The organism is uncultured Algibacter sp., assembly GCF_947495675.1.
Classification (GTDB): domain Bacteria; phylum Bacteroidota; class Bacteroidia; order Flavobacteriales; family Flavobacteriaceae; genus Algibacter_B.
In genome coordinates, this window is record NZ_CANLZX010000013.1 from 14,087 (window position 1) to 37,630 (window position 23,544).

The 23,544-nt window shown below is 30.6% G+C and carries 19 protein-coding genes and 1 pseudogene; 6 read left to right on the plus strand and 14 right to left on the minus strand.

What is annotated here, in order from left to right; genetic code table 11:
• Positions 1–5 precede the first annotated feature (5 nt).
• The 4 genes from leuD to Q0842_RS10155 all read left to right on the plus strand — a co-directional run bounded on the left by leuD (position 6) and on the right by Q0842_RS10155 (position 4,330).
• Complete coding sequence (gene leuD, locus Q0842_RS10140) at positions 6–602, plus strand: 3-isopropylmalate dehydratase small subunit (protein ID WP_298497638.1); 597 nt, start codon at positions 6–8, stop codon at positions 600–602.
• A gap of 3 nt (positions 603–605) precedes the next feature.
• Positions 606–2,126, plus strand: coding sequence for an alpha-isopropylmalate synthase regulatory domain-containing protein (locus Q0842_RS10145; protein WP_298497640.1), 1,521 nt, complete (start codon positions 606–608; stop codon positions 2,124–2,126).
• A gap of 136 nt (positions 2,127–2,262) precedes the next feature.
• Positions 2,263–3,318 carry a 3-isopropylmalate dehydrogenase gene (gene leuB, locus Q0842_RS10150; protein WP_298497642.1) on the plus strand — a complete coding sequence of 352 codons (1,056 nt, stop codon included), beginning with the start codon at positions 2,263–2,265 and terminating at the stop codon, positions 3,316–3,318.
• 289 nt (positions 3,319–3,607) lie between these two features.
• On the plus strand, positions 3,608–4,330 hold the full coding sequence (locus tag Q0842_RS10155) for a hypothetical protein (protein ID WP_298497644.1): 723 nt from the start codon (positions 3,608–3,610) through the stop codon (positions 4,328–4,330).
• 60 nt (positions 4,331–4,390) lie between these two features.
• Here Q0842_RS10155 and Q0842_RS10160 read toward each other — a convergent pair whose 3' ends face one another.
• From Q0842_RS10160 to Q0842_RS10170, 3 genes are all read right to left on the minus strand, one after another.
• Positions 4,391–5,677, minus strand: a complete 1,287-nt coding sequence (locus Q0842_RS10160; RefSeq protein WP_298497646.1) for a mechanosensitive ion channel domain-containing protein — start codon at positions 5,675–5,677, stop codon at positions 4,391–4,393.
• Entirely contained in the window at positions 5,674–5,964 is a 291-nt protein-coding gene (locus tag Q0842_RS10165; protein ID WP_298497648.1) for a DUF3817 domain-containing protein, read from the minus strand. Before Q0842_RS10165 ends, Q0842_RS10160 begins: the two co-directional genes overlap by 4 nt.
• Before the next feature lie 65 nt (positions 5,965–6,029).
• Entirely contained in the window at positions 6,030–6,647 is a 618-nt protein-coding gene (locus tag Q0842_RS10170; protein WP_298497650.1) for a VTT domain-containing protein, read from the minus strand.
• Between the two features lie 184 nt (positions 6,648–6,831).
• On the opposite strand from Q0842_RS10170, the gene Q0842_RS10175 reads away from it, so the two are divergent.
• Together Q0842_RS10175 and Q0842_RS10180 are read left to right on the plus strand one after the other, a co-directional pair.
• Positions 6,832–8,952: a translation factor GTPase family protein gene (locus Q0842_RS10175; RefSeq protein ID WP_298497652.1), complete on the plus strand. Its 2,121-nt coding sequence runs from the start codon at positions 6,832–6,834 to the stop codon at positions 8,950–8,952.
• Positions 8,953–9,101: 149 nt separating this feature from the next.
• Positions 9,102–9,671 carry a hypothetical protein gene (locus tag Q0842_RS10180; RefSeq protein ID WP_298497654.1) on the plus strand — a complete coding sequence of 190 codons (570 nt, stop codon included), beginning with the start codon at positions 9,102–9,104 and terminating at the stop codon, positions 9,669–9,671.
• A gap of 811 nt (positions 9,672–10,482) precedes the next feature.
• Here Q0842_RS10180 and Q0842_RS10185 read toward each other — a convergent pair.
• The 11 genes and pseudogenes from Q0842_RS10185 to Q0842_RS10235 form a co-directional block, all read right to left on the minus strand.
• Positions 10,483–10,902 (minus strand): hypothetical protein, encoded by a 420-nt coding sequence (locus Q0842_RS10185; RefSeq protein WP_298497657.1) that lies wholly within the window; start codon positions 10,900–10,902, stop codon positions 10,483–10,485.
• A gap of 252 nt (positions 10,903–11,154) precedes the next feature.
• On the minus strand, positions 11,155–12,144 hold the full coding sequence (locus tag Q0842_RS10190; RefSeq protein ID WP_298497659.1) for a hypothetical protein: 990 nt from the start codon (positions 12,142–12,144) through the stop codon (positions 11,155–11,157).
• Positions 12,144–12,887 (minus strand): hypothetical protein, encoded by a 744-nt coding sequence (locus Q0842_RS10195; protein WP_298497661.1) that lies wholly within the window; start codon positions 12,885–12,887, stop codon positions 12,144–12,146. Before Q0842_RS10195 ends, Q0842_RS10190 begins: the two co-directional genes overlap by 1 nt.
• A 4-nt stretch (positions 12,888–12,891) precedes the next feature.
• Positions 12,892–15,579: an EcoRII N-terminal effector-binding domain-containing protein gene (locus tag Q0842_RS10200; RefSeq protein ID WP_298497663.1), complete on the minus strand. Its 2,688-nt coding sequence runs from the start codon at positions 15,577–15,579 to the stop codon at positions 12,892–12,894.
• A complete protein-coding gene (gene dcm, locus Q0842_RS10205; RefSeq protein ID WP_298497665.1) occupies positions 15,579–16,631 on the minus strand; it encodes a DNA (cytosine-5-)-methyltransferase in 1,053 nt (350 codons plus the stop codon). Before dcm ends, Q0842_RS10200 begins: the two co-directional genes overlap by 1 nt.
• 550 nt (positions 16,632–17,181) lie before the next feature.
• Positions 17,182–18,342, minus strand: coding sequence for a carboxypeptidase-like regulatory domain-containing protein (locus Q0842_RS10210; protein WP_298497667.1), 1,161 nt, complete (start codon positions 18,340–18,342; stop codon positions 17,182–17,184).
• A 133-nt stretch (positions 18,343–18,475) separates the two neighbouring features.
• Positions 18,476–19,132, minus strand: a complete 657-nt coding sequence (locus Q0842_RS10215) for a hypothetical protein (RefSeq protein WP_298497669.1) — start codon at positions 19,130–19,132, stop codon at positions 18,476–18,478.
• A gap of 239 nt (positions 19,133–19,371) precedes the next feature.
• Positions 19,372–20,106: an NAD(P)-dependent oxidoreductase gene (locus tag Q0842_RS10220; protein ID WP_298497671.1), complete on the minus strand. Its 735-nt coding sequence runs from the start codon at positions 20,104–20,106 to the stop codon at positions 19,372–19,374.
• Positions 20,107–20,169: 63 nt separating this feature from the next.
• Positions 20,170–21,224 (minus strand): annotated as a pseudogene (locus tag Q0842_RS10225) (serine hydrolase domain-containing protein).
• 324 nt (positions 21,225–21,548) lie between these two features.
• Positions 21,549–22,148, minus strand: coding sequence for a DUF6642 family protein (locus Q0842_RS10230; RefSeq protein WP_298497673.1), 600 nt, complete (start codon positions 22,146–22,148; stop codon positions 21,549–21,551).
• Between the two features lie 185 nt (positions 22,149–22,333).
• On the minus strand, positions 22,334–23,542 hold the full coding sequence (locus tag Q0842_RS10235; protein ID WP_298497676.1) for a patatin-like phospholipase family protein: 1,209 nt from the start codon (positions 23,540–23,542) through the stop codon (positions 22,334–22,336).
• Between the last annotated feature and the right edge of the window lie 2 nt (positions 23,543–23,544).

Sequence of the window (23,544 nt, forward strand, 5' to 3'; positions counted from 1 at the left end):
AGAAAATGGCTTACGATAAATTTACAACGCTAACAAGTACTGCAGTTCCATTGCCAATTGAGAATGTAGATACCGATCAAATTATACCAGCACGTTTTTTAAAAGCTACAAAACGAGAAGGTTTTGGAGATAACTTATTTCGTGATTGGAGATATAATGGTGATAATACACCAAAACAAGATTTTGTTTTAAACAATCCTATTTATAAAGGAAAAATATTAGTAGGAGGTAAGAACTTTGGTTCAGGATCTTCTAGAGAGCATGCTGCTTGGGCGGTTTACGATTATGGTTTCCGTTGTGTAGTTTCTAGTTTTTTTGCAGATATTTTTAAAAATAACTGTTTAAATATTGGTGTGTTACCAGTACAAATTAGCCCAGAATTTTCTAATGAAATTTTTGAAGCTATTTATGCAGATCCTAACACAGAATTAGAAATTAATTTAGAAGCACAAACTATTACATTATTAGCAACAGGTTCTAAAGAATCGTTTGATATTAATGGATATAAAAAAGGAAACATGCTAAATGGTTTTGATGATATAGACTATTTGCAAAGCATGAAAAGTGAGATTGAAACATTTACTGAATCTCGCCCGTTTTAAACCATGAGTGTTAAGCACATAGAAATAATGGATACGACATTGCGCGATGGTGAACAAACCTCGACAGTGTCGTTTTCTGCTTCAGAGAAACTAACAATTGCCAAACTTTTACTTGAAGAATTAAAGGTAGATCGTATAGAAATAGCTTCTGCACGTGTCTCTGAAGGTGAACTTCAAGCAGTAAAAGATATTACAGATTGGGCTTCTAAAAACAACTATTTACAAGCTGTTGAAGTTTTAACTTTTGTTGATAATGGTGTGTCTATTAATTGGATGATTGAAGCTGGTGCTAAGGTTCAAAATTTGCTTACAAAAGGTTCATTAAATCATTTAACTCATCAGCTTAAAAAAACTCCTAATCAGCATTTTAAAGAAATAAAAGAAAATATTGATTTTGCAACAAAACATGGTATTGAAACTAATGTTTATTTGGAAGATTGGAGCAATGGTATGCGTAACTCTAAAGCTTACGTTTATGAGTTTTTAGAGTTTTTAAAAACCCAAAAAGTGTCAAGAATAATGCTACCAGATACTTTGGGTGTTTTAACTTTTAAAGAATCTTACGATTTTATAAAAGAAATAAAAGATACTTATCCAGAGTTGCATTTTGATTTTCATGCGCACAATGATTACGACTTAGGTGTATGTAACGCTATGGAAGGATTAAGAGCAGGAGCAGATGGTTTACATTTAACCGTAAATGGCATGGGCGAACGTGCAGGAAACGCACCAATGTCTAGTACTATTGCTGTTATAAATGATTTTATGCCAAATATAAAAATTGGTGTAAATGAAAAAATGTTATACACCGTTAGTAAGTTAGTAGAAAACTTTTCTGGTGTAATGATTCCTGCTAACAAACCTATTATTGGAGCTAATGTATTTACACAAACTGCTGGCATTCATGCAGATGGTGATAATAAAAACAATTTATATTTTAGCGATTTAATGCCCGAACGTTTTGGTAGAACACGCCAATACGCTTTAGGGAAATCGTCTGGAAAAGCTAATATTCAAAAAAACCTGCAACAATTAGGTCTTCAGCTTAATGATGATGACTTAAAGAAGGTTACGCAACGTATTATTGAATTAGGCGATAAAAAACAAGTGGTTACTAAAGAGGATTTACCTTATATAATTTCTGATGTTTTAGATAGAACATACGAAGAGAAAGTAACTGTAAACTCTTATGTGTTAACACACTCTAAGGGTTTAAAACCTTCAACAACCGTTTCTATTACTATTGAAGATGAAACTTTTGAAGAGCATGCGCAAGGCGATGGTCAGTTTGATGCTTTTATGAATGCTTTAAAAAATGTTTTTAAAAGAAAACAAGTGGTATTACCTAAATTGATTGATTATGCGGTAAGAATACCTCCTGGAAGTAACTCTGATGCTTTGTGTGAAACGATTATTACTTGGAAGAATAGTGATAAAGAGTTTAAAACACGTGGTTTAGATAGTGACCAAACGGTATCGGCAATTAAGGCTACAGAAAAGATGCTTAATATAATTGTAAGCTAATTAGTAATTGTATGCCCGCGTTAGGGATTGCAATGGAAAGCCCACAGCGACGAAGGAGCGAGGACTTGAAAAGTAAAGCCCGACCCTTGTGGTAACGCCCAAATAAAAAAATTATTAAAAGATTAAATTAAATAGAATGAAATTAAATATTGCGCTTTTAGCCGGAGACGGTATAGGACCAGAAGTTATAGATCAAGCTGTAAAAGTAAGTGATGCTGTGGCTGGAAAATTTGGACATGAAATTACTTGGAAACCAGCTTTAACAGGAGCTGCGGCAATTGATGCTGTTGGAGAACCTTACCCAGATGAAACGCACGAGATTTGTAAAAACTCTGATGCTGTATTGTTTGGTGCTATTGGACACCCGCGTTTTGATAATGACCCTTCTGCAAAGGTACGCCCAGAGCAAGGTTTATTAAAAATGCGTAAGGCTTTAGGTTTATTTGCTAATGTTAGACCAACGTTTACATTTCCGTCGTTATTAGATAAATCACCTTTAAAAAAAGAGCGTATTGAAGGTACCGATTTAGTGTTTTTACGTGAACTTACTGGAGGTATTTACTTTGGTGAGAAGGGTAGAAGAGATGGTGGTGAAACGGCTTTTGATAATTGTGTTTATACACGTGCAGAAGTACAACGTTTGGCTAAAAAAGGTTTTGAATTAGCAATGACTAGAGGTAAAAAACTATGTTGTGTTGATAAAGCTAACGTTTTAGAAACTTCAAGATTGTGGAGAGAAACGGTACAAGCAATGGAAAAAGATTATCCTGAGGTTGAAGTAAGTTATGAGTTTGTTGATGCAGTTGCTATGCGTTTAGTACAATGGCCTAATAGCTACGATGTATTAATTACTGAAAACTTATTTGGTGATATTTTAACCGATGAGGCTTCTGTAATTTCTGGATCTATGGGATTAATGCCATCGGCATCTTTAGGATCGGATATTGGTTTATTTGAACCTATTCACGGATCTTACCCACAAGCAACAGGATTAAATATTGCAAACCCAATGGCTACGGTTTTATCAGCTGCAATGATGTTTGAAAACTTTGGTTTACAAGCAGAAGGTAAAGCTATTAGGGATGCTGTAAATAGCGCTTTAGAGCAAGGTATTGTTACTGAAGATTTAGCCGATGGCGGAAAAGCTTACGGTACTAAAGAAGTTGGAGACTGGCTTGCTGCAAATATCTAAATCTTAGAAAAAATAATATTTTTAAAACCTGATGTAAAAAACATCAGGTTTTTTTATACAATATTATTTAAATCTTTTTCTACACAAATAATTTTAAGTTTAATAGATGTTACTCCTGCAAACGCAAGGAGTTATTTTTATCTTAAGCAACGTTTTTAGGATTGATGCTAATATTTAGTGTTTTTAATTCTAAAAGAAGATAATTTAGTAGATTTTGGGGTAATATAGAAGAAGTATTTGTAACGAATAAGGTGTAAATTGTTCAATAATTAATTCTAAAAATTTAAATATGATGAAAAAATTACTCAAAAATTCTTTAACCGTTATAGCTTTATTTGCTGCTTCCATTGGATTTTCTCAAACAGTTTCTAATATTACTTTAGTTTCTAATGGAAGTTCAGGTACTGTAACCACTTCAGATCCTGCAGGTGGATCAACTATTCAAGTTGAAGCGGGAGGTACATTAGAAGTGACATTTACTGTATCTACTGTACCTGCAAATATGGAGCCTGTAGAAAGAACATTTTCTGTTGTAAAATATACAACAGCATCTTCTAACGTTTTTAATGCAGATAACAGTAATCAGTTTACGTATGCTACTGACACTTATTCTGAAACTTTTACACGTACTTTTAATTTACCTGCAGAGGGTAATGCATGGCCAGGGAATTCGGGAACAAATGTTATAATTGGAGAAACTCATAAACTTATCCTAAACGGAAAAAGATGGAATACTCCAACTTCGAGCCAATGGGGAACTTCAACTGATATTTTTCTTGAGATAGTTTCACCAGCAACTCTTTCTACAAATGCGGTTGAAAAAAATAAGCCAAGATTATACGTTTCTCATGGGCAATTAAATGTTAATAAGGCTGCTGATTACAAAATCTACAGTATTACTGGTGCACTTGTTGCAGAAGGTAAGGCTTCAAAAATTATTGATATTAACTATTTGTCTTCAGGATTATACATTTACAGAACTTTACAAGGTACTGCTAAGTTTGTTAAATAATACTTAATACTATTTCAGTTTAAAAGAACCTGTTGAAAAACAGGTTCTTTTTTTTTCTTGTTAATTTTGTAGCTTTATAGTTGAAGGTAGTTCAAATATTTCCAAATCAAAATAGGGTAGAGCTGCAATTAAATGATCGAATATATCTGATATAATATACTCGTAATTCTCCCAACGTTTATCGCTACTAAAGGCATAAATTTCTAGAGGAATACCTTGTGTTGTTGGTGCTAATTGGCGCGCCATTATCATCATATCTTTATTAATAGCCGAATTGTTTTTTAAGTACATATCTATATATTTTCTAAATACCCCAAGATTTGTCAAATTTCTACCATTTAGTAAAAGTGATTTATCTATGTTATTTGAAGTGTTATAGGCCGAGATTTTAGCTTCAGCAGAATCTAGATAAGGCTTAATAAGTTTAATACCTCTAAGTTTGTCAATGTCTGAAGCTGTTAAGAATTTCACGCCTTCTTGTTTTAAATACAAAGCGCGTTTAATGCGTCTGCCATTAGAATTCGTCATACCACGCCAGTTTTTAAACGAATCTGATATTAAGGCATAGGTAGGAATGGTTGTTATGGTTTTATCGAAATTCTGGACTTTTACAGTAGCTAAAGATATTTCGGTAACATCGCCATCGGCTCCATATTTTTCAAAGGTTATCCAATCGCCAATACGTACCATGTCGTTTATAGAGACTTGGATACTGGCCACAAAACCCATAATCGTATCTTTAAAAACTAAAATAATAACAGCAGAGATAGTACCAAGGCCTGTAACGAATGTCCAGAACGGAATGCCAGTAATAATAGCTATGGCCGACATAAAACCAGCTAACCACGCAAAAATCATGAATACTTGTATGTAGCTAGATATGGGTTTGTCTTTAAAACGAGGAAGTGTTTTTAAGTAATCTTTAAGTGTATTTAATAAACTTCTAACCACCCAAAGGGTAAGCACAATAGCAAAAACAATAAGCCCTTTTTCTATTATGTTTTCAAAATTATAAAAATCTGAAAAGACATCTGGAACAAACTCTATAGCGATAAGCAACGGAATGATGTGTGCAACATTTCTAGGTACTTTATTGGCTACTAATAAGTCATCAAAATTAGTTTTAGTTCGTTCTGCAAATTGAGAAAACGCACCAATTAATAGTTTTCTGATGATTAAATCTACAATAACAATAACAATCAATAAACCAATTAGTAATATTAACATGTTAAGATATTCGGCAGTTTGTTCAGAAATCCCTGATTCTATGAGTTTATTTAAAACCCAATGTTTAATGCTTGATGCATTATCAGAAATGGTTTCATCAATATTTTCGACTTGAATCATTTCGCTAGATTTAAATATTTTCTATCTATATAAAAGGTCCCAAAAGGAATAATTGATGCTAAAAGTACAATTGCAAACTGTTTGTTAGTCCAAGAAAACTGTTTTTTAAATACTATTGCAAGTGCCACATAAGCCACAAATAATATACCATGAGGCATCCCTAACATTTTAACGTATTGCGGGTCGTTTAATACGTATTTTATTGGTGTTGCTATAAACAATAAGAGGATATATGAAATACCTTCTAAAAGCGCTACAATTCTAAATATATTTAATGATGAAAACATACTGATTTATTTTTTTTGCAAAAGTACTTCACAATCAAATAACAACAGTAAGATTTAAGAATTATTTATAAGACATTAAAAATAATAAGTCCGTAAATAGCAAAACGCAAAAATCTTAAAGCTCCATAAAGCATCACGTTTTTAAAAGGAAACTCAATAATACCTGCAGCTATACAAGCAATTGAAAAGGGTAGTGGTAACACCGCACCAACCATAATTAAAAAGCCACCCCATTTTTTAGAGTTTTTAAGTTGCTTTTCCATTTTAGTTTCTAAGTAGTTATGTACCGATGGCATTTTGGTAATAGAGCGTCCCATCCAATAAGACAATAAACCACCACCATAAGATAAAACTGCTAAAAGTCCTAAATAAAACCAAGGACTTAACATTTTACCAGCCCAGGCTATAAATATTTCTGGTGGTACAAGACCTAAAAGCGTTTCGGATACAAAAAAGAAACTTAACACACCGTAAGATGGTAGTATTTCAGTTAATCTAATTAAAGCCTCATTAATGCTAAAAAAGTGATTAACAGTATACACAGCTATTATAATACCAATAATATACGGCAATGCTTTTTTAACAGCTTGCCATACAAATGTATAGAATCCAGTATAGGAATAATATTGATGTAAAAGCTGCAAACGAGTTTTTGCAGTTTTTTGCTTAGACTTTTGTTTCATTCTTTCTTGACAGATAAAGGGATTGCAAATATAATAGGAAAAAAAGTAGAAATAATAATTTTAAGCCATATTTAACAACCTTCATAATTTAAAAACTTGCCGTCTTGGGGTTGTAAATGACTAAAGTCATATTTTTTAAAACTTAAATTAACTAGTTTTAGAATCAACATTAAATCCCTTAAACATGAAAATATTTGATGAAAAGCATATTAAAAATATTGTACTGGTAGGCGCACATCATAGCGGAAAAACAACTTTATCAGAAACCATGATATTTGAGGCTGGTTTAATTAATAGGCGAGGAACTGTAGAGAATCATAATACTGTTTCAGATTATCATGAAATCGAACACGAAAGACACGCATCTATATTCGCCACTCCTTTACATACAGAGTGGCGTAATTATAAAATAAATATAACAGATACTCCAGGTTTAGATGATTTTATTGGCGAAATTATTTCGTCTATAAGTGTTGCAGATACTGTTGTAACGGTAGTAAATGGCAGGCATGGCGTAGAAGTAGGTACCGAAATTATTTGGAATTATATTGATAAATACAGGAAAGCTTCCTTATTTGTAATTAATCAAATAGATCATCCTAATTTAAAGTTTGAAGAAAGTTATAAAAGCATTAATGAATTAGTAGGTAATCATGCCGTAAAAATTCAATTTCCTATTAAAATTGATGGCTCACAAGGTATTATAGATGTTTTAAAAATGAAACTCTATAAATTTAAGCCAGAAGGCGGAAAACCAGAAAAATTAAGTATCCCAGAGGCCTATATAGATCTAGCAAACAAACTGCATAATGAGTTGGTTGAAAAAGCAGCTGAAAACGATGATGAATTATTAGAACTGTTTTTTGAAAAAGGCACACTTAATGAAGATGAATTGCGACAAGGCATTAAAGCAGGTATGTTAAAACATGAATTATTTCCTGTTTTTTGTGTTTCTGCTTTAAACGATATGGGAACGGGCCGGTTAATGGGCTTTATAGATAATGTGGCTCCAGCTGCATCAGAATTGAATGAAGAACAGAGTGTAGAAGGCGAGACCTTAAATCGGGATAAAAATGCACCAACAGCACTTTTTGTTTTTAAAACCATATACCAACCTAATTTGGGGCAGATTACCTTTTTTAAGGTGAAATCTGGTGAAGTTAGCCTTAACGATAAATTGGTTAATCCTAGAAATAATGAAACCGAAGCTTTAAACCAATTATTTATAATGGATGGTAAAGCGCGGCATCCGGTAACTAAATTAACAGTAGGAGATATAGGCGCTACATTAAAATTAAAGTTTACAGATACAAACGATACATTACGATCTGAAAATACTAATACAACCATAAAACCAATACTTTATCCAAAACCAAGAATTAAAAAAAGTGTAACAGCTACTGAAAAAAAGAATGAGGAAAAATTAATTGATGCGCTTAAAAAAATTCATAGTCAAGATTTAACGGCTGTTTTAGAGTATTCCAACGAATCAAAACAACAATTATTAGGCTGTCAAGGTGAATTGCATTTAGCAACAATTGATTGGACTTTAAAGAATGTTTATGGTATTGAAGCTAAATTCAAAAAACCAAAAATAATTTATAGAGAAACCATACAAAGGCCATCTACTGCTAATTATAAGCATAAAAAACAATCTGGCGGCTCTGGACAATTTGCAGAAGTACACATGAAAATTGAACCTTGGATTAACAATATACCTGAGCCAGAAGGCTTTAGTTTAAGAGGCAAAGAGGAAGTTGATTTACCTTGGGGAGGCAAATTAGTATTTTATAATTGTATTGTTGGAGGTGTTATAGACCAACGTTATTTACCATCTATAATGAAAGGTGTTTTAGAAGTTATGGAAGATGGCCCGTTAACAGGTTCGTTTGTTAGAGATATTAGGGTAATGGTTTATGACGGAAAGATGCACTCTGTAGATTCTAACGATATTTCTTTTAAAATAGCAGGCGCAAATGCCTTTAAAGAAGCGTTTTTAAAAGCTAATCCAAAATTATTAGAGCCAACCAACGCATTAGTGGTAAAAGTACCAGAAGAAATGATTGGTAGTGTTATGACAGATTTACAATCAAGACGATCAATAATACAAGGTGTTGAAAGCAATAATAATTATCAGATTTTAAAAACAATAACACCAGCAGCAGAATTGTATGGATATTCAACCAATTTACGTTCGTTAACACAAGGGCGCGCAACCTTTAATAATTCATTTGCATCGTACCAACCAGTACCAGAAAATGTTCAAAATAAATTAGTAAAACAATTGGAAACAGCAGCCGTTTAATGAACAAAAAATAGAGGTTATAGACCATATTATTTAATGTAATTTTTAAAATAAAAGGGGAGTAGTAATATATTAATATACATGACATTAGTCATACTATAAACTATAATTCATGGGTATTTTTATAGATAATTAAGATAAATACTGTTATGAAAAAAAGTATAATTTTTTGCTTGATTGCCATCTTGTTTGTAAACCTTAGCTTTTCTCAAAAACGAAAGGCACATAAAGAAGAGTTTGAAGATGTAATATGGCATGTAAAAGCATTTAGACCAGATTTAAAGTTCTTGAAAATTAAGGCTATTGATAAAAAAGGGAATATTTATGATGTTAAAGCAATACAGAACTCAAAACAAACAAGTTTACTTGATGTAAAGGCTTTTGTAAGAGGTAAAAAATTACCAATTAAGATGTTAGTTGATAAAAGAAAATACTATCCTGTAAAAGCTATTGATGAATTAGGCAACTTATTGGATATTAAAGCAATTACAGAAGATGGGAAACATTTGCCTGTTAAAGGTGTAAGTCAATCTGGTAATATTGTACATATTAGAGCCATTTATGAAAATAAGATTTTTTATGATGTTATTGCAATTTCTCCAGATGGTAAAACAAATGCAGTTAAAGGCATTAAAATGAATTCTGCCATTGCAGAAACAACTATTAGCGGTATTGAAGTGTATGCTCATATAAAATCTATTCCTCAAGTAGCTGATTAATTTTGATGGATGTATTTTAAATTGATGGATTGAGTATCCATTTTATTTAATACAATTAAAGTAGTGTACTTAATTTTAAATTCTATTTTACATACTATTATAATAAATTGATTGATTATCAATTTTTATAATACAATAGAAAGTAAAACACTTGATTTTAAATACTATTTTACATACTATTAAATAGAATGGATTGAGTATCCATTTTATTTAATACAATTAAAGTAGTGTACTTAATTTTAAATTCTATTTTACATAATATAAATTATAATACAAATTCATTCCATTAAAATTAGATAGTTATAATGTAGTATTATGTAAAATATCCCAGAAAGTATCGTTTCCATTAGAAACCTTAGTACTTGGGTCATTAAACATTAGTAATGTACTTTTCGTATAATTTTAATATTCTGTACAATTGTTCAAGTTTTTTTAAATAAGCGATTCTCGAGAAACTTCACGTTTACAAATTTGTATTATAATTTGCCGTTATGTAAAATTGCCGCTGCCAATCGCTCGATTGCTTTTTAAAAATTTAAATGTTTCAATAACATTTATTTTTAAACACAATTTACCGCCGCTTTGCCAGCGCCAAAAAAAAGCTAGCTTTTAGATGTTATTGAAATTTTAGCGTAATTGAATAATTGTGCTCCATATTTTTTTCTACGTGATTCTCGTAAAGTTGCCACAAGAGTATAAAATTTTCCCTTGCTAAAAAATCCTTGCTTGAAAATTTCTATACACTTGTTCTATTAAGAATTTCAATTTAACTTTTTTTAAATCCTATTTTACATAATATTTATAGATGTATTTAAAGTTTGTCAAGCATATTGTTTAAAGCATACTTTTCTAATTTCTCTATAGTTGTACTTGATATTTTAATTTCCCAATTAGACAAACTAGGCATTAAGCTAACGTCATTATTTATAAAGAAGTCATTATTGGAATCTTGTAATTGTTTAGATGGAATTACATAAAGAACTCTTGCTTTTTTTTCTATGATTAAAACCAAAGCGATAAACAAGTTATCGTTTGGTTCTCCTAACTCATGCTTTAAAATTTTAAAACTTTGTAGAATGGTATCTAAATCTAAAGGCTGTAAGTATATTTGTTTATTCCCAATTAAAAAATCAACTCCTTCTCTCCTACTTTTATTTGCTGAAACTTCAATTTGAGCGTTTTGAAGCTCTAGTTTCATAAATTGTATAGCGTTTTCAGTTACAGTATTCATAGCTAACAAGATACATTATTAAGTTTATTATCTTTTTTTCTTGGATAAAAAAAGAAACAAAAAAATCATGACTGCATAAACTTTTGGAAACAATTACGGCTCATTACGCTATATTTTAGGAAACATTGTAACTAATTAAGATTACTTCGAAATCCCTTGAATACTTAAAACTATTAAGAAACTGTATTACTAAACCCCTAAAATATGTACGCTCCACTCACCTATTGTTTTACCAAAATTTTCTGAGGTCACCTATTTAATGAGCTCATTCCAATTAAATGTTTTATCGCCATAAATATAATACTCTTCTGCTTCATCACTAACTGTGTCAAGTTTAGAGGTTAGTTTTTTTATATTTTCTAATTCTGCAATATATTCTGCCATACCATGATGAGGTGATGTCGAATGAATAGTATAATCATGATTTACAAAAGCTTTTAATGTTTGATAATCTGGATGTTTATATTTGGCATTTTTACCTGCAGAAGCTACTGCTGGAAGTGTTTTCTTTCTTTTAATAGTACTCCAAAAACTGTCCTCATAATTTTTATAAGAACCATGATGTGACATTTGAGAAAGAATTAATCGTTTATCGGTTAACAATTGGTTACGCTTCGATAAAATAGTTTGAAAAGCAAGAACCTCTGCATCAGAAGTCAATAGAGCATAGTTATTATCAATTTTCAATTTAAAAATAGTCGCTAAATAATTTGCTGCAGAACTTTGTTCCTTTTTATGTAAAGCAGGATCAAACTTCATAATTCTTTGACACTCTTCTAATTCTTTATGAGATGGTGACATACACCTTAAATAGGCATTTGGATACAAATCTATAGTTTGACCTACATTAATAAATCTAATTTCTAAAAATTCTTTTTTATCAAGTTCAGAAATGAGATTTATTAGACGACCAAATTGTTTATTGTCTTCCGAATCTAATTCAAAATACTTCCAATAATTTTTTCCAATACCATATAAAGTATGATAAAAGCTAGTAATTTTTATAGTTAGAGACTTGCAGTATTCTAGTAATTCAATCATACCCGAATAATGATCCGTATGTGGGTGAGATAAAATAATAAATTCAATATTAGTATAAGAAGTTGTTTTTAAATAATCAATTACTGGATTAGTTTTACCTTTTTTACTACAATCTATTATACCTATTTTATCTTCACGATCATAATTCCATTCTAAAATGATAGAATCACCCTGCCCTACGTCTTTGAAAGTAATTTTCATTATTTATCTTCTCCAGTAAATTTAGAATTATTAAAGTCTTTAAAATAATCTTCTACTTCAAATAATCCTTTTAAATTATCATTAGTTTTAAATAATTCAATCGTTCTTATACCAGGTTCCGTTGTTATTTGGATATTAATAAATATATTTATTTCAGGTTTAAGGTTTTTGTTGTCAAATAATTCTAAGTCGAACCTTCTTACTTGAAATATTGGCTTATCTGGTGAAATTCTACATTTTATAAGAACTTTATCTTCTTCAATATGAATTATTTGACCAGGAATTGTATCAACAGTTTTAATTTCATTTTGAACAGCCTGTATATCTAAAAAAAGCTTTTCAATATTGTAGGAGCTATCTTCTTGTGTATATTGGTTTTTTTGTGCAGCAAAAAAAGCGTAAGGTGATTTATTCAATTCAGATAGTACTTTTAATACTGCAAAAAAATCATCGGTATCCAAAGTCCAAGCTACTAGAAAATATTTATGGTTTGTTGACACTAGCTTATTTACCCATGCTGCAGGTTGGTATGGATCAAATTGTTTTATTGTTTTTTCTCCATAATGTAAATCCAAAAATATTGTATCTAATGTTTCTATTGGTTTTTCAGGATAAGTAGCGTTAGCTGGTGTAGCGTCAAAAAAATTATAACCAACATGGAGGCTTTCTAAATTTTCTTGAATTTTGTACACTTCTTCGGGTTTGTCATCTACTATTGCAACTTGTGCTCCAAATGTTGTCATCCTACTACTTGTTTTTAAATACTAATTCAATGATTGCTCCATTATAATCATTAGGGATTCTTTTCTTTATATGTGATGGAATTGTTAAATGAATATTTAGTTTTCCATATTTTATCATTAAAGTATCAATAATATATAATCCTAACCCAATACCTCCCTTTTTTCTAGAATGAAAAGGTTTAACAATCTCTTCTACACTATCAGTAAAACCTGGTCCATTATCGGCGAAAATTATATGAGTATCATTTTCTTCTTTGAAAACAGATATATATATACCTTTACTATCAGAGTAAATTGCATCTAACCAATAAATACTATTATCAATAAGATTCATCATCATTGTTATGAAATACCTATTATCACATAATAAATTGGTTACTTCTTTTTCTATATCAATAGTGCAGCGAATCTTTCTTAATTCAAGTTTAAGTTCATAATTAGCAATTGCTTGCTTTATTGATTTCTCAATGTTAATTTCACTATCACCACCTTTTTTAAGCATGGAAAGTATACCTGCAACATATCCTTTAAGTTCTGTAACTTGATTTGTTATAGTCTTTTTATTAAATGGTGAAGATTTGACAGTCTCTTCCATTCTAGGTACTAATTTATCTATTTCATGAAGTGCAACAGAGGCTGTCAGTCCAACACCAGCAGGAAGTAATAATGTGTCTTGTTTTTCTTTAAATTCTTTTTCAATCTTATCAGCTTCAGCTAATAATTTACTTTTTTTAGTTTCATTATCTAAATCAGTAGATTTTATCAAAGCTTTAAAAGAAGCAACGCTATCTTCAAATGAACCAGAGTTACTTTTCTTGTTGTATTTTAACCAAATTTCTCTATCCTTTAATCTCTCTTCTCTAAATTGTAATAAAATCCATTCAATTAAAACAACAAATTGATCATAATCAAAACTATCAACAAATCCTTCTCTATTTGTTTTTTCAATTAATGAAGTAGATTGTTCAGAATTAAGGTATACATAACCAATATTTTGATTGTTAGAGAACCACTTCTTCTCATTTACTCTTTTTAAATCAAGTCCTAACCAATCATTACCTGGTTCACCATAGTTATAAACTCTTAAATCATCTTTAAAAACTTTAATACCAGAATGATCTTTTAATATTGTTTTAACTAATCCAGGATTAGAAGAAGTATCTTTCAATGATACAGAATCCAAATCATAAGAATAGAATTCAATCATTAAACCTCCAAAAGGGATTTCTCCTTTGTCGTATTTTTCAAGTTCAGAATTAATTAAATCTTCTTCTAATTCTTTCTTTTCAAAATATTCTCTCATTGAAGGTCTAATTAAACCTTTAACTGATTTATTATAACTAGAGCTATCAATAATTTTTCTTTGTCCTATATCTGAGTTATTATGTAAGTTAAAATTATATTCAAAAGTCAAATTGTAGTCTTTATCAAGAAGAGCAACCATTTTATATGGAGCTTCATTCAAAACATCAGTTGTAGAAGGAAAATCTGAGAGCCAATTATTACCAAATTCCAAATTAATTTTAAATAATTTAGAATCATTTTTAGGAGACAACATTGCAAGTGTACTTCTCTTTAGAGATCTTGACATTCCTTTATTCCAAGTTTCTTTTAGCCCACTTAGATGAATATAAGTTCCACTCTTTTCTTTAAATCTAAATTCTTTCGGGTCTTTTTTCACTTTCCATTTGACAGGGATATCTTTTAAATGTTTAGATTGTGTGAATTTAGACCAGTTAATGTATAACTGAATTTCATAATCAGCTAATTCATCTTTAATTATTTTTTTAGTTTCTTCATCAATTTCAATTATCCTTGGCCTCGAAATTAGCAGAATTTTTGTACTTAGTTTATGAACCGCAAATCGACCAATACCTTTTTCACCCATTGGGACTCTATTAAAAATAGGAGACCTAATAATTTCTCTAAGCCCTGTCTCACTATTAATTGGTTTTCTGAAATCAGAACCAGGTTCTAGCCATACATTTTCAACAACATCTTCTGTTAAACCAGTTCCACTATCTTCAACTATAATAGCTCCTTTCTCAATACTATCAATATCTCTGAAATAAACATTTACTTCTTTCGCATCTGCATCATAAGAATTTTTAATTAACTCATATATTGCCATTACTGGGCTTTTTATAAGTTCTTCACCTAATAGAGTTAATATATGAGCTTTTGGTTTAAAATGTTTTTCTTTTACATTATCGTTATCGCCAAAATCAATTTCTGTTTGTTGCTCAGCTTCAAAAACTGATTTTGAAATTGTAAATCCTTTGATTATATCATCTTTATGTAATTCCAAACTTCCCAAAAAGTCCTTTGAATCGTCTTCATTAATTAAATATCCTTTGTAATTTAATTCATCTACTTTAATTAAAACAAAAAGACTATTAACAGTCAATTTTTTATTTAGTCTCGTTATTCTATATTCATTCCTAGTACCTTTACCATAATATATAACTCGGCTTTCAGATACTAATCCATCATACCAATTGATATTAATAAACTTTTCCTTATTTTCTCCTTTAACTCCTGGCTTATTGAAAAATATAGAAATTGAGTTTTTAGGAATATAAATACCTCCTTGATGTCCTCCAGTTTCACCAGCATCATTAGCCGAAACAATTTTTATAAATGTTTCATTAGAACTATTTATTAATTCTATTATATCAGAAGTGTTTGCCATTAAATCTCGTTTAAAATAACATTATTTTGCTCTAATAATTGATTTTCTTCAATAAAGTTAGTCATGTTTTCAGCTATAGCAGTTAATACAGGAACAGCTACTGAATTACCAAACTGCTTATAAATTTGACCATCTGAAACAGGTTGTTCCACTTCTCCATTAAAAAATCTGTAACATTCTTCAGGAAAACCTTGAAGCATACATGCTTCTAAAGGCGTAATTCTTCTTGGAATATCACCATCTTGTTCTAATAAAATTTCAGCTCCATCTTTGTAATATCTCGCAGACATTGTTCTAGTAACATTATTTGCGAAAGGTCTTCGAATCATATTAAAACCAAAACCATTACCACGATTTTGATGTCTTTCTCTATGTCTTTGAAGTGCATTCCATGTTCCTAAACCTAAAGTATATTTATCTCCATAAAGTTCATTTATCTCATTTTCAGGAGTAATAATATCGCCTAATTCATAAATTCTTTGCTGTGGATTTTCTGGAAATAACGCTTCAATCTGTTCTTCTGAAATATTCAAATCATTCCTAAAGCCAATGATATAAATTCTTTCTCTGTGTTGTGGAACCCAATATGAAGCATCTATAATTTTAGATTTAAAAGTATATCCAATTTGAGTTAAAGATTCACATATTGTGGTAAATGTTCTTCCTTTATCATGACTTTTAAGATTTTTTACATTCTCCAAAAGAAATGTTTCAGGTTGCTTAATTCTTAATATCTCTCTTACTTTAAAGAACTCAGTTCCTTGTGTTGGGTCATCAAAACCATGCAATCTTCCTTGACTATTTTTCTTAGAAACACCAGCTAAAGAAAATGGCTGACAAGGAAATCCTGCAGTCAATAAATGATGATCTGGTATCTCATTCTCAATATCTTGAATTTCATGAATATCACCAAATGGTAATTCTCCATGAAAAGCATTATAAGTAATTTGAGAATATTTGTTCCATTCTGATGAGAAAACACAGTTGTTTCCGTGAGTTTCAAAAGCAAATCTTATTCCTCCAATTCCTGCGTATAAATCTATAAATTCCATATACTACGAATTTAATAAAATTAGACAATGAAAAAAGAAATTCTATATATAGTTTTTAAACATTTATGAAAAGAATCCATTCCACACACATTCCACTTCTCTCCTATCGTCGTTTCGTGAAAAGACTGTTTAATCACAAGGTTAATATTGTTTTAGAGGAGTTCTTGAATCTCGCGAACTCGATTTCATTAACATTGTAGAGAAAAATTATAGAAGAAAAAAATAAAGAAAAAGTAGAATTAGCTACTTCGCTTTTACCAAAGCAAAGTGCACATAACGCAGGCCATTATAATTCAGAAAAAGAATTATAATCAGACATTATATAAAATGGCTTTGTAACATTAAAAACTTTAATTTTATTGTATTGTTATGAAAAAAATGGATAATAAATTATTTTCATAATCTATACTTTGATTCTATTCACGCTCAATTACATTACAAATTTCTGTAGCCAAATAAAAATAATTGAGATCTATTAGTTTTCAATTTGGAATATAGTATACTTTTAATTTTTGATTATCCGGTGGATGGATTTTAGTAAAAAGATAAATTATTTATTAACTAATTCGAATTGTTTTTCTAAAGGCACACCAAAATTACTTTCTAATCCTTCTTTAATCTTCTTGTAAAATTTAGTATCAGGTGGAAGACTTAAACTTTTCCAAAAATTCTCATTATAGGGTAAGTCAATTAGACCCATATCGGTATCTTCTCCAAAAGGAAAAACTTTTATCTTTTTCTTATTTGTTTCAATATTATAAACAAAACCCTCTGTTTTATAATGCGTATTAGCAACTTCTGTGTTTTTATATTCTTTAGGGATTAAATCTGGCTTAAGTCTCCACTCATCTTTAAAATAACTTAAAACTAATCGTTTACTATCGTATGGCTTATAGATAAAAAGGGCATTACCTCTTTCTATTCTGTAAACTTTATAAGTATCTACACCTATAAATAATTTTATCTTAACCCAATCTAATTTTCCTTGTAAAATCAGAACATCTTCGCCCTCATAGTTTGATTCTCCTACTTTTTTCCAAGTAAACTTTTTTAAGTTTCTTTTATGCATAGACTGATGAGGCCTAAATGGATTTAAATTATAGACGGTTTGGAAGTCATGTTTCCATTGCTTTCTTTTCCAAATTCTATAATCTGCTGATTTTCTGGACTCAACAACTTGGAATATATTTGGACCATAAGCTGGCCCCTTATCCCTTACCTTTATAAAGTTTTCAACAAAAAATTTGGAAACATTGCCTTCTGTAGTAGCTCGTCGGAATAAAACGTCCATTTGATAAGGACTACTTATTGTGTTTTCTTTTAATTTTTTAACTGCATTATTTACATAATCAATTGGATTTAGTAAAACAATTTCATTAAGCTGAGTAGTTGATTCGGTAAGTATTATTTCTTTTTTTTCAAGTTTCAAATAATCTTCTACCTTAATTTTATAAGAATCGTAACCTAAACTAGAAACTGAAAGTGAGTCTTGTAATTCATTGTCTGTAATAAAAAAGGAGAATTCTCCGTCTTCTGTACTTGCTGTTCCGAGGTACTTTTTTACAATTCCTACAGCTACAAAAGGTACTGGGTACTTAGTTTCATCTATAATGATTCCTTTTAATTCAATCTTTTTATCTTGCCCATAAATAAGGCTACAGAAAAGAATTATAATTAATTGAACAGTCGATTTTCTTAAATTGTTTTTCAAAATATATTAATTAACATGTTTTACTTAAAATGTAAAGAAGAAAAAAATTGATTTAATCCATGTAGTTTATTGTAAATAAATTGTATTTATAGGTAAATAATTTACTTGTTTTATCAATTCCAAGAGCCTTTAGTTATTCTACACTAATATAATGTACTTCCCATTTACCTGAAGTTACTCCTAAAGCTGGCTCAATCCGAAGTCTTTTTAAGGATTCATCCACTTTTCCAAAATCAGAGATTTTAAATTTCAACACTTGCATCTCTATAGTATTTGGTTTAATATCAAATTCTATTTTTAATTCCTTATCCCAATCTATTTCTGGGTGTTTCCAGAAGCGATTACCTAAAGTATGAGAAGCTATACCAATTCTACCCTTGGTAGCACTACTCAAGTTTTTAATTTTCACAATGACACTATCTGCTTGATTCAAGTTTGCACTTGTCCATACAGCGCCTTCAATAATAGCGTCTCCATTAATATCCCCTTTTATACATCCAGATTTGTCCCATTTCAAAGTAGTCCCTTGTTTAGAACGCCACCCCATGGTTGAATGCATAAAATCCCATTGTCTACCTTTTATAGGATACTCCTTATCATCTTTAGGAATCCTTATTGTTCCATCTTCATTAAAATAAAGAGACTTTAAAGAAACACCTCTATAAAATAAACTAATTTCTTTATTTACCATAAAGGCATACCACTGTCCCTTCCATTGAAACACATCATTATGGCCTCCTTTTAAAAATGCCCCCTGATACTCATAAGGCCCATATAAATTTTTTGACATTGCATACTTCGGCCCCCAAACTAAATATTTGATAAAAAAGAGTTCGTGAATCTCGTACCTCGATTTCATTAACATTGTAAAAGAAACTTTTTAGAATAAATTTTTTCAAGAAAATATAGTAACAACTTTAGCTTTTACGAAAGCTCAAGTTACATAACGCAGAACATTTTAATACTTAATTATTCTATAATACGACGTTATATAAAATAGCAATACCTGATTAAGTAATTTTATATAATCTAGTCCTTATTTAGAATTTTTGAATATATAACAGGCATTTGTCCTTTCCATGTCGTCCATAGGGTGTTATCGTTTATTAAGCTAGCCATAAAGTGGGCAACATTGATGCGGCTAACTTTACCAGCATTAAAAATAGCGCTTCGTGTTGGTGATGGATGAATTTCATAATCGGAAACGTTTTCTTCATTAATTAAGCCATCTGGTCTTACAGCAACCCATTCAATAACTTGGTGGTTTTTACCAATTTGTGTACGTAAATAATCGGCTGCTTTTTCGTTATCCACATGCGGTGGTAATAGTAAACGCAGTAACCCAATAACACATTTTTGAGCAAATGAAATAGGCTCGTTTAAATCGCGGTTACGATTTCCGGTGGTGTTCATTAACACAAATTTGGTTGGATTTTGAGGGTTATTTGATTGTATAGCAAGACATAATCGTTGCACAGCTTCTGTAACCAATTTTCTTGGTTGGCCGTAAATGCCTTTCCAAGTCATATTATGTCCAAGACAGGAAGCAACGGCATTGCAATTACTTACAATTTTACTTAGTTGGGCATCACTTAATTCTAAAAGACTTGCAGAGATAATTTGAAGATTAGCATGAGTTTTCCATGCTTCGGGTAACTTTTGTGGGGATCTTACAATGACTTTTACTTTGTGGTTTTGATTTAAAAGTTGCTCTACTAATTGACTACCTGTGGCACCACTTGCGCCTACTACTAAAATATTCATACTGATTGTTTGATTAATTGATTGATGTGTATTTAAGACGACCTATTAGTACAATTGTTTCACTTATAGCACTTTTTCTTTACGCAGTATTTTAACAACGCGTGCATGTGTTATTTGTAACAAGTTCCATTGGTAGCCTTCAAAATCGGTGGTGTTCATAAATTGAATAACTACGGCATCAATATCCTTATGATACTCTGCCATACATTGATAACCCGGAACCAACCCGCCATGATTAAATTCGTAAATAGACGCATAGATTTCCATTTCTTTTTCATTAAGTAATGTGCCATCATTTAAGGCTCTTAGAAAGATGCCTACATCTTGTGCGGTAGCTATCATGCCTTGATTCTCGTTTTTAAAATCATCGTCATAGCCAACATAATAACCACTCATAATATCGTTTAGGTTTTTTACCTCATCAAGAGAACCAAACGTGTTTTTAAACCAAGTGGTGTTAAAATCTCGGTTTTAAAATAGTCTTGACGAGGACCTCCAGTTACTTGCTCAATAATTCTAGAAAGCAATAAATAATTGGTGTTTGAATAGCCATAATCTTTATTGGGCTTAAAATTGGCTGGTAAATCGAGTGCATAGTTTAGTACGTCTATATTGGTGTTTGGCTGGTTTGCCCAAAACTCTGCACTATCTGTAAAATTGGGAATACCGCTTCTGTGCTGCACCATCATGCGTAAGGTGATCTCATTTGCATTTTCAATTCTTCCTACAAGTTCTGGAAAGTAATCGGCTACTGTTTTATCTAATGACAAACGATTGGCATTTGCTAACTTAGTAATGGAAACGGCGACATATAGCTTGCTTATACTGGCTATTTTGAATAAGGCATCAGGTTTGGCTGGTATTTTCTTTTCTTTGTTATGATAACCTGCTGTATAAAATGCTGGTGGTTTTCCGGCCTCGTCTACATATACAATAACACCATCAAAACCATAACCCAAGGTTTGGTCTACTTGTTCTTGTACGGTTTCTGGTAATGGTAGTATCCATGCTTTTACTAATATCCAAGGTACAAACCACAAGGAAATTAAAGTTCCAAGAAGTAATACTACCCTAAAAATTTGTTTTCCTTTGCTAGTCTTTGTTGTATTTTTATTCATGACATTAATAAGATAATACTTTCTGTTATTATTATTTTATTGGTACAAATATATTTTTGATGCGTATAAAAATATAATGTAAATAACTGAACTGTAATATATAATGGATGAATTGATTTTACTTGATTAGTTAGTTCATAAATATAAAAGCCATTTTATACACGATACTACTTCTCTCCTATTCTTGTTGCGTATAAAGGGTTTACTATTAGTAATTTATAATAAAATGATAAGATAACGTAATACTTGAAAGTTCGCTTATACCTATAGCGTAAGTTGCATACCTAAAGTAAATAATAACTTATTTATGTTTTAGATGCTTGCTTAATAATACAACCTAAAATCTAGTAGTTTACACATTTTATAATGCCTTTGGTGTAGCTCTTCAACCACATCTAGCATATTATCATCGTCGTTAAATAAGTTAAAGAATGCGATGTCAAGATTTGAGCTAGTTATTCCGTTTGATGCATAACCGTATCCAGAAATAGCTCTTGCACCAGTAATATCCAAAAAATACTGTGCTTCTTCTTCGTCTAAATCTAGCACTTTGGCATTCGAAAAATGTAAAATCTTGCCTTGTAATCGGCCTTCAAAAACTTCTGCAATTTCTTGTAAACTATAGTAATAGTCATTTAAACAAATACTATTGGCTTCACCAGTTATAACCAAGTAAATGATTTCGTAGTCTTTAAAATTATGATCGCCTAAAACCAAAGCATTTAAGCTGTCTTCCAACCCTTCAATAGTATCGCATGTTTTATAAATACTAGCTACACCATATTGCGAGGTTAATTGTGCTAATTTTTGTTGTGCTTCGGTAACGGTATCTATGTCTACATCTTTAACCGCTTCTAAACAGTAAATAAAATAGTCGGTATCTATGACTTGATTTTGAGGTAATTGTTGTCTTTTTTCTAGCAAATTTCAGAATTTATATAAAATCTTTAAAACGTAAAATTAATGCAAATGTTTTATTTTATTCAGCGATTTTATATAAAACACATGACTTTATTATGTTTAAGGTGTTCATGTAATTTACACCACGAATGCCTTAATACATTATAGTACAAATGTTATCATTTACATTTTAAAGAAAAATACCAAAATTAAAACCCCCAACTTTTCCACTTATCAATTCCATTTTTATAATCCTTATTGCCATTAATAAAAACAATATCATTGTCTCGTTTAATTTTAAATTCTAATGGCTGATTTAAAATTTCTCCTTTCTGCCACATGGCAAAACAATCTAAAAGGCATTGTATTTCCTCTTCTTTAGTGATATCCATATCTAAAGCATACAATTTATTAATAAGTGGCTCAACCTGCTCTGAAGTACTAGAATCGCTATGAATTAGTGGCGATAGTCTAACAATATGCTCATTTATAGTTTTTTCGGAAACCATTTTTAAAAACATCATGGCAATATAATTAGCGGTATCTGGCGGTTGATATAATATGGTTTTAGCTTGATTTAGAACGGTTAGTTTAAAAAACTTGGCCTGTGGCTTTAATGAATTAAATTCTAACTTTTTTCTTCTTTTTTTTATGGCAATTTGTTTCCACTTCCAAAAGTTATTTTTTTCCTTTATTGACATTAACTTATTACCAGTCCCTATGGAAACTATTCTTATATCTTGCAACTTTACACCTAGTTTAAAGGCTTCAATTATGCCTGCCAAAATAGGGTTATTGAATCCTCCTAAAGCGCCATCCCATAACTCATAATAAATTTCGCTATTTTTTGCTTTAAATCTTGCTGGAAAATCGAAATATTGCACAGGAGCATTTGACGAACCATGAATTGCTTGTGTTAATTTAACAGAATCGTAATCATCTGATTCTGTTCCATAAGATTTAAAAAATTTGGCTCTATTATTTAATGCATCATAAGTGCAAACTACAATTTTTAAAGAGTCGTTTTTAATAAATGCAGGAAGCTCTGACATTTGCCTTTTATTAACTTCTTTAAACAGCGTCTCAAAACTATCTTTTTTTTGTTTTGAACTATACTTTGGACCAAAAGGTAATTTTAATAAACGTAGATAATCTACCGGGAAGAAACGATCTTTAAATGTGTTTTCACTAAAAATACTTTCTCTTATGTCTTTATCTTTAAATAAAGTTAAAGCTTTATCGATAGTCCAATTTTCTGCAAGTGCGGCTAAAACAATACTGCCACCAGAATTAGCAATTACTAAATCATATTTTTGAAGTATTTCATGACCACTAACATTCCCGTATCGATCTTTAAGAGTTAGTAACTGAATTATTGCCCAACTTCCACCTCCATCTAATGATAGAATATTATACATAA